Raw genomic sequence first — 5,479 nt, 5'->3', positions numbered from 1 at the left:
TCCACTTGGCTGATTGCGCGGCACGGCTTCCAGACGCCGACCGCCGTCCGCCACAAGCAGCTTCCATCCGCGGCGCTCGCCGCGTAGGTTTCAAGCCGGTGTCTCAAATACTGCGGGCAGTACAGAGGCTTGGCCAGCGTGGTGGCGAGACGGTGGCGGTTTGCTCGGGCGTGTAGCTCGTCCGGCGACCTGAACGATGCCGATCCTTGAGGGCTTCCAGGCCTTCTGCATTGAAGCGGTGGCTGCGCTTGCGCACGGTCTCGCCATCAAGACCCACACGGGCTGCAATCGTCGATGCGCTCTCGCCACGACTGGTGCGCCAGATGATTTGCGCCCGTTGCACCATTTGGGCCGGAGCAGTGCGCGAGTGGACCAACTTTTGGACCGCCGCACGTTCCGCAACGGTCATCTCCCGTAAGTAGACCGGTGCCATGGGGCCGCCTCCGCCAGCAGGTCAGAAGGCCGCCATTATACCCCTCTACCTGCCGGATGCACCACTTAGTAGCCTTTCCAAAAAAATCGCAGGATTCCTGCGTCAAGTCGGCAAATGCGACGCATTCAGCAAACACTATCCGGTAAAATAGCGGCTTGTTGATGGAAGGGTGCGCAACGAGTTCAAGCGAATTTCCTTAATGGAACAGGCCGTCAAGGCGCCGAGGGAGCAAAGTATATGCAGGTCGCAATGAGGCAAACACGACTTGAATTACAGCAAGAAATTGGCAATGAGGAATACTCCAAACTCCAACACGTGCGGCGACGGTTTTTTGGTCGATATGTTGGTGCATTAGTAATCACCGCGATTATCCTTTGGATCGTCTGGGAGTTTGCGCAGGGCCAGATTGAATGGGCAATCACAGGTCGCTACCTCACGGCCCCCGTAATCTTGGCAGGTCTCGGCAACACGATATTCCTGGCAGTATTGGCGATGTTGCTCGGGGTCGCGATTGGTGTGATTGTTGCCGTTATGCGGTTCTCACCCAATCCCGTTATCACGGGTGCGGCGCACCTCTATGTTTGGCTTTTCCGAGGTCTTCCATCACTACTGCAGTTGCTTCTATGGTTCAACCTTGCCCTGATCTTTCCTACGCTCGGTATCCCAGGATTATTCGAATGGCGCACTGTCGACGTGATGACACCGTTTGTTGCTGCATTATTTGGTCTCGGTATTAATCAGGGCGCGTACACGTCCGAAGTAATTCGCGCTGGACTGTTGTCTGTCGATCACGGGCAATATGAAGCAGCTAGCGCTATTGGAATGCACCGCCTACAAGCGCTCCGTCGAATTATTCTGCCGCAAGCGATGCGGTTCGTCGTGCCTCCAATTGGCAACGAATTCATCGGTATGGTCAAGTGGACATCATTGGCCAGCGTCATCCAATTTTCGGAGATCGTGTATGCAGCGGAGAATATCTACTTTGTCAACAACAAGGTAATTGAGCTGCTCTTCGTCGCCGCCTTCTGGTATTTGGTCGTCGTAACGGTTTTGTCACTTCTGCAATCTTTAGTTGAGCGGCATTTCGCTCGCGGCGCGGAGCGCGCCGCTCGATCAGGCAGGACGGGGTAAAACGATGACCGAAATTTTGAAGGCGATTGGCATTCGGAAGTCATTTGGTGCTTTCGAAGCGCTCAAAGGCATAGACCTGACGGTTAATCGTGGAGAAGTACTTTGCCTAATTGGACCGTCAGGTTCAGGGAAAAGCACCTTCCTCCGGTGCATCAATCAACTCGAAGTTATCGATAAAGGCGCGCTGTGGGTCCATGGGGAACTCGTTGGTTATCGGCGGGTCGGCAACAAGCTGTACGAGTTATCTGAACGTAAGATTGCGCGGCAACGATTGACAACAGGCATGGTTTTCCAGCGCTTCAACTTGTTTCCACACAAGACGGCACTGGAGAATGTAGTCGAGGGACCGACGCAGGTTCTAAACCTTGACCGTAAAGTTGCTGAGTCAGAAGCTCGCGAGCTATTGAAGCGTGTTGGCTTAGAACACAAATGCAATGCATACCCGATCGAACTCTCGGGTGGACAACAGCAGCGTGTCGCCATTGCTCGTGCGCTTGCCATGAAACCTGCCTTAATGCTTTTTGATGAACCCACTTCTGCATTGGATCCAGAACTCGTAGGTGAAGTCTTAGCCGTTATGCGAAATTTGGCTCAAACGGGAATGACAATGATAGTAGTCACGCACGAACTTGGCTTCGCTCGAGAAGTTGCTACCCGAGTTCTGTTCATGGACCACGGTCAAGTCATCGAAAGTGGCCACCCACAAGAAATTCTTGTGAATCCGAGACAGGCCCGAACGCAAGAATTCATCTCAGCAGTGCTGAGCTGACAGTAATCTCAAAATTTTGCTAACCAGAACGGAAAGGGGAACTTATGTCATCGCGAACCAAAACTCATCTGATTGCGGGAGCAGTCAGTTTCGTTCTCTGCCTTGCCACTAGCATTAGCTATGCACAGGACTCAAGGAAAGTCATCAACGTTGGCACAATAACATACTACCCGCCCTTTGCATTCAAAGACCCGGCGACTAACGAGCAGAGCGGCTTCGACCATGATCTGTTCAATGCCATGGCCGAAAAGATCGGCGCAAAGGCCAACTGGATCGAGTTCAGCTATCCGCAGTTGCTTAGCTTCGCCCCTCTTAAGACTGGTCGCGTCGACGCTTACGCGTCTGGGATGAGCGACCTTCCGGAAAGGCGTGAAAGCGGTGTCAGCTTCGTTAACTACGTATACGAGCCGTATCTTTTCTACACACTTAAGGCAAATGCAGAACACTTGAAGAATGCGGACAGTCTATGCGGGGAGCGGGTTGCCACTACTCGGAGTGCCCAGACTCAAGCAGATACTGTGATGGAATGGAGCCAAAAAAACTGCACCTCTGCAAGTAAACCCGCCGTAGTTATCGTTCCTGGGGAAAGCGCAGTCCAGAACCAATTGTTGTTGAAGCAGGGCCGTGTAACGGCTGCCGTGCACGGCGCGGGCGGCTTGGCATATACTAACAAAACGCAAGGCGACATTTTCGTAACGCTAGGAAGACCTCTTCACAAATATATGTATGGGATTGCTTTCCGAAACGACAATCAGGAGCTTGGATTAGCATTACGGCAAGCCCTTGACCAGCTCATTGCGGATGGGACATATGTGAAACTCTTAAATAAGTGGGGCTTACCGGAGAATGACAGCTCGATCGGCAAGGCAACGATCAATGCTGGAAAATGACCCAATTTTAAAGGAGTAGAGATAGTCTTACCTTCTTCGGGATTGATATCAATCGCCACAGCTTCAGGACTAGCCCTGTTTAGCTGCTGGAGCTGAGGCAAATTCAAAAGAGTCATACCTGTTCTCGGATTTGCTCCGCTTATGGTATCATCCTCAGCGCTCAAAAAGTGAAGGCGGTCTTACGATCTTCACGAAAGCGGTGTAACATAGGGTTGATCTTGCTCAACTTTTGATACTGCTGGCGAACTCCTCATCCTGGAGTGGGAGCAGCCATCGTGAGCTTGGTGATGCGGATTGACGGCTTTGCTCAAGTGGTGTGTTACCAATCTAAGCACCAATGCGGACGAGGTTCATGGCGGCTGCCGTCAAGGACGTGTTGCAGATGCGGCTTTGCCAGCCCGATGGAGCGTGAGCGCCGCAGGTGCAGGGACCGGACACCGGCCGAGATCGTTCCCTCAATCCCGGCGCGCTACTGATACTCTGTGAGCATCACGAGCGGGGATCTTGCAGGTGCTTTGCGTCGCGGAGATTTGCCGCCTGTTTTTGCAAGGAGCTCAGGTGGATGGATTGGGACGAGGCTGATGCCAGTCATCAAGACAGGCATGAAGGCAGCGATTATCATCGCGTCGAGGTGATCGCCGGCCGGCAGAGAAGGCACAGATCGGCTACAAGCGGCGGCCCGGCTTCTATGGTGGCAAGCCGTCGATCGTGGTCGACAACACGTTGGCCCAGCAGTTCGATGTCGAAGTGCCGGACAAGACATGGGTAACAGACATCACCTACAGTGCGCCTCGTCCCGGATGGTCCGGGGTGCATACGACTGGAATGCATTGAGAAAGGAGGATTTGAGAATGCCTTGCTCCCTGCTGTGAGGGGGCATGAGCCCAAGCGGCGGTGACCTGCCGTCAACTGGCAGGGTGACGTAGCCCGCAGGTAAAGGGAATTGAGGCGAAGCCGTTACGCCGAGATGGTTCCCGAGGCTGTAGCACTGGAAGGTTGAGGAACACGAACCGGTTAATCCGCATCTGAGGGCCGAAATGTCGCCTTCGCCTACACGGCTTAACAGGCGAAATGCTGATAAGGTAGCCGGAGACGTATGCCGGCGGCATCCGAAAGGCAGTGGATGATCTCGATGCGCTGGCGCTTGCCTACCGAGAGGTCGCCGACCAGCGAATATGGATCCAGCGGCAGGCGTACCGGTAGGAGAGCGCCTTAGCCTTGGCCGCGATGGTGGCGATCGGCGTATCGTCGTCGAGCGACAGGGCGATGTTTTCGGCAGCCGTGAGCGCGTCGAACAGTGAAAAGTGGTGGAACACCATCCCGATGGCGAGCTTGCGCGCCGCACCTAAGCAGGGTTCAGCGGGATGGCCAACGGATGCGGTCTGTGATTCCATCTCCTGGTTTGGTTCGGGATGCGGATCATGGCGGGCAAATCCCCTGTTGTCGCGAGCGCCGCGCAGCGGCGTGACCTCATGGCCCTCAGCCACTCTCGGGATCGCGGCGAGGCGGATCGGGCGCGGGCGCTCCTGCTGACCCTGGCAGGCTGGACGAGCCCGCGGATCGCCGAGGCCTTCGGAGTGCGCGAGGATACCGTGCGGCTCTGGCGCAGCGCTTTCAGGAAAGGTGGGGTCGATGCGCTGCGGCGATCCGTTGCCCCGGGACCGGCGCCGGTCAAGGCCGAGCGCGCGCTCGCTGTGGCCGAGGCGGTTCTGGCGGGATCGGTCGCGGATCGCCCCAACTGGACCTTGCCGCGGCTGGCCGACGAGATCGCAAAGCGCTCCGGCGTGCGCATCTCGCGCTCGCGGCTCTCGGTCGTGTTGCGCCAAAAGGGGATTTCCGCTGGCGCCGGCCGCGCCATACCCTGAAGGGCCGCCAGGATGCACAAGCCGTGGATCGCGCTGGCCTGCGCCGCAAGCTCCTGAAGGCGCAGGCTGAGGCGGGCGATATCGTGCTCTTGTTCGGGGATGAGTCCGAAGCGCTCACCCATCCCTATCTGGCCCATGCCTGGGCCAAGAAGGGTGCGGATCTGCGCATTCCGCAGTCCGGTATAACGCACAGCTAGACAAGGTCTTCGCGCTACTTTAGCCATGACGCGAACGAGGCCGACCACGCGTGTTAGTCCAGTGCGCCCCGGGTCAGCTCGTCTGGCTCGTAGCGGTGGAACCGCCGAACCGGCCCGCGACCCTACGCGTCTAGGCGTGGGAAGAACCGGGTCCGTACCCGGTCTATCCCTACCCACTCGCGAAGCCTGAGTAG

At 56.4% G+C, this 5,479-nt stretch carries 6 protein-coding genes and 3 pseudogenes; 6 read left to right on the top strand and 3 right to left on the bottom strand.

Annotated features, from left to right (window positions below; genetic code table 11):
• Positions 1-103: 103 nt before the first annotated feature.
• Positions 104-433 (bottom strand): helix-turn-helix domain-containing protein, encoded by a 330-nt coding sequence (locus ACS5Q1_RS04120; protein ID WP_473096995.1) that lies wholly within the window; start codon positions 431-433, stop codon positions 104-106.
• A gap of 237 nt (positions 434-670) precedes the next feature.
• On the opposite strand from ACS5Q1_RS04120, the gene ACS5Q1_RS04115 reads away from it, so the two are divergent.
• From ACS5Q1_RS04115 to ACS5Q1_RS04105, 3 genes are read left to right on the top strand one after another with little or no spacing between them, the layout of a single operon-like run.
• Positions 671-1,564 carry an amino acid ABC transporter permease gene (locus ACS5Q1_RS04115; RefSeq protein ID WP_473096994.1) on the top strand — a complete coding sequence of 298 codons (894 nt, stop codon included), beginning with the start codon at positions 671-673 and terminating at the stop codon, positions 1,562-1,564.
• Positions 1,565-1,568: 4 nt separating this feature from the next.
• Entirely contained in the window at positions 1,569-2,333 is a 765-nt protein-coding gene (locus ACS5Q1_RS04110) for an amino acid ABC transporter ATP-binding protein (protein ID WP_473096993.1), read from the top strand.
• A 44-nt stretch (positions 2,334-2,377) separates the two neighbouring features.
• A complete protein-coding gene (locus ACS5Q1_RS04105; protein WP_473096992.1) occupies positions 2,378-3,223 on the top strand; it encodes a transporter substrate-binding domain-containing protein in 846 nt (281 codons plus the stop codon).
• A 336-nt stretch (positions 3,224-3,559) separates the two neighbouring features.
• Here ACS5Q1_RS04105 and ACS5Q1_RS04100 read toward each other — a convergent pair.
• A pseudogene (locus tag ACS5Q1_RS04100) lies at positions 3,560-3,692 on the bottom strand (transposase); the annotation flags it as partial.
• A 182-nt stretch (positions 3,693-3,874) separates the two neighbouring features.
• On the opposite strand from ACS5Q1_RS04100, the pseudogene ACS5Q1_RS04095 reads away from it, so the two are divergent.
• Positions 3,875-4,030, top strand: a pseudogene (locus ACS5Q1_RS04095) (IS3 family transposase); the annotation flags it as partial.
• 306 nt (positions 4,031-4,336) lie between these two features.
• On the opposite strand, the pseudogene ACS5Q1_RS04090 reads toward ACS5Q1_RS04095, so the two are convergent.
• Positions 4,337-4,569, bottom strand: a pseudogene (locus ACS5Q1_RS04090) (ABC transporter ATP-binding protein); the annotation flags it as partial.
• A gap of 75 nt (positions 4,570-4,644) precedes the next feature.
• Between ACS5Q1_RS04090 and ACS5Q1_RS04085 the strand changes: the two are divergent.
• Positions 4,645-5,088, top strand: coding sequence for a helix-turn-helix domain-containing protein (locus ACS5Q1_RS04085; protein WP_473096991.1), 444 nt, complete (start codon positions 4,645-4,647; stop codon positions 5,086-5,088).
• A 23-nt stretch (positions 5,089-5,111) separates the two neighbouring features.
• Positions 5,112-5,285 (top strand): hypothetical protein, encoded by a 174-nt coding sequence (locus tag ACS5Q1_RS04080; RefSeq protein ID WP_473096990.1) that lies wholly within the window; start codon positions 5,112-5,114, stop codon positions 5,283-5,285.
• The last annotated feature ends 194 nt before the right edge of the window (positions 5,286-5,479 follow it).

Source organism: Microvirga sp. GN3 (assembly GCF_055792825.1).
This window is presented reverse-complemented; position numbering and strand designations above follow the sequence as displayed.

Coding starts and splice junctions, on each gene's coding strand:
- ACS5Q1_RS04085 (WP_473096991.1), top strand. CDS start 4,645: ATGGCGGGCAAATCCCCTGTTGTCGCGAGCGCCGCGCAGCGGCGTGAC.
- ACS5Q1_RS04115 (WP_473096994.1), top strand. CDS start 671: ATGCAGGTCGCAATGAGGCAAACACGACTTGAATTACAGCAAGAAATT.
- ACS5Q1_RS04110 (WP_473096993.1), top strand. CDS start 1,569: ATGACCGAAATTTTGAAGGCGATTGGCATTCGGAAGTCATTTGGTGCT.
- ACS5Q1_RS04120 (WP_473096995.1), bottom strand. CDS start 433: ATGGCACCGGTCTACTTACGGGAGATGACCGTTGCGGAACGTGCGGCG.
- ACS5Q1_RS04105 (WP_473096992.1), top strand. CDS start 2,378: ATGTCATCGCGAACCAAAACTCATCTGATTGCGGGAGCAGTCAGTTTC.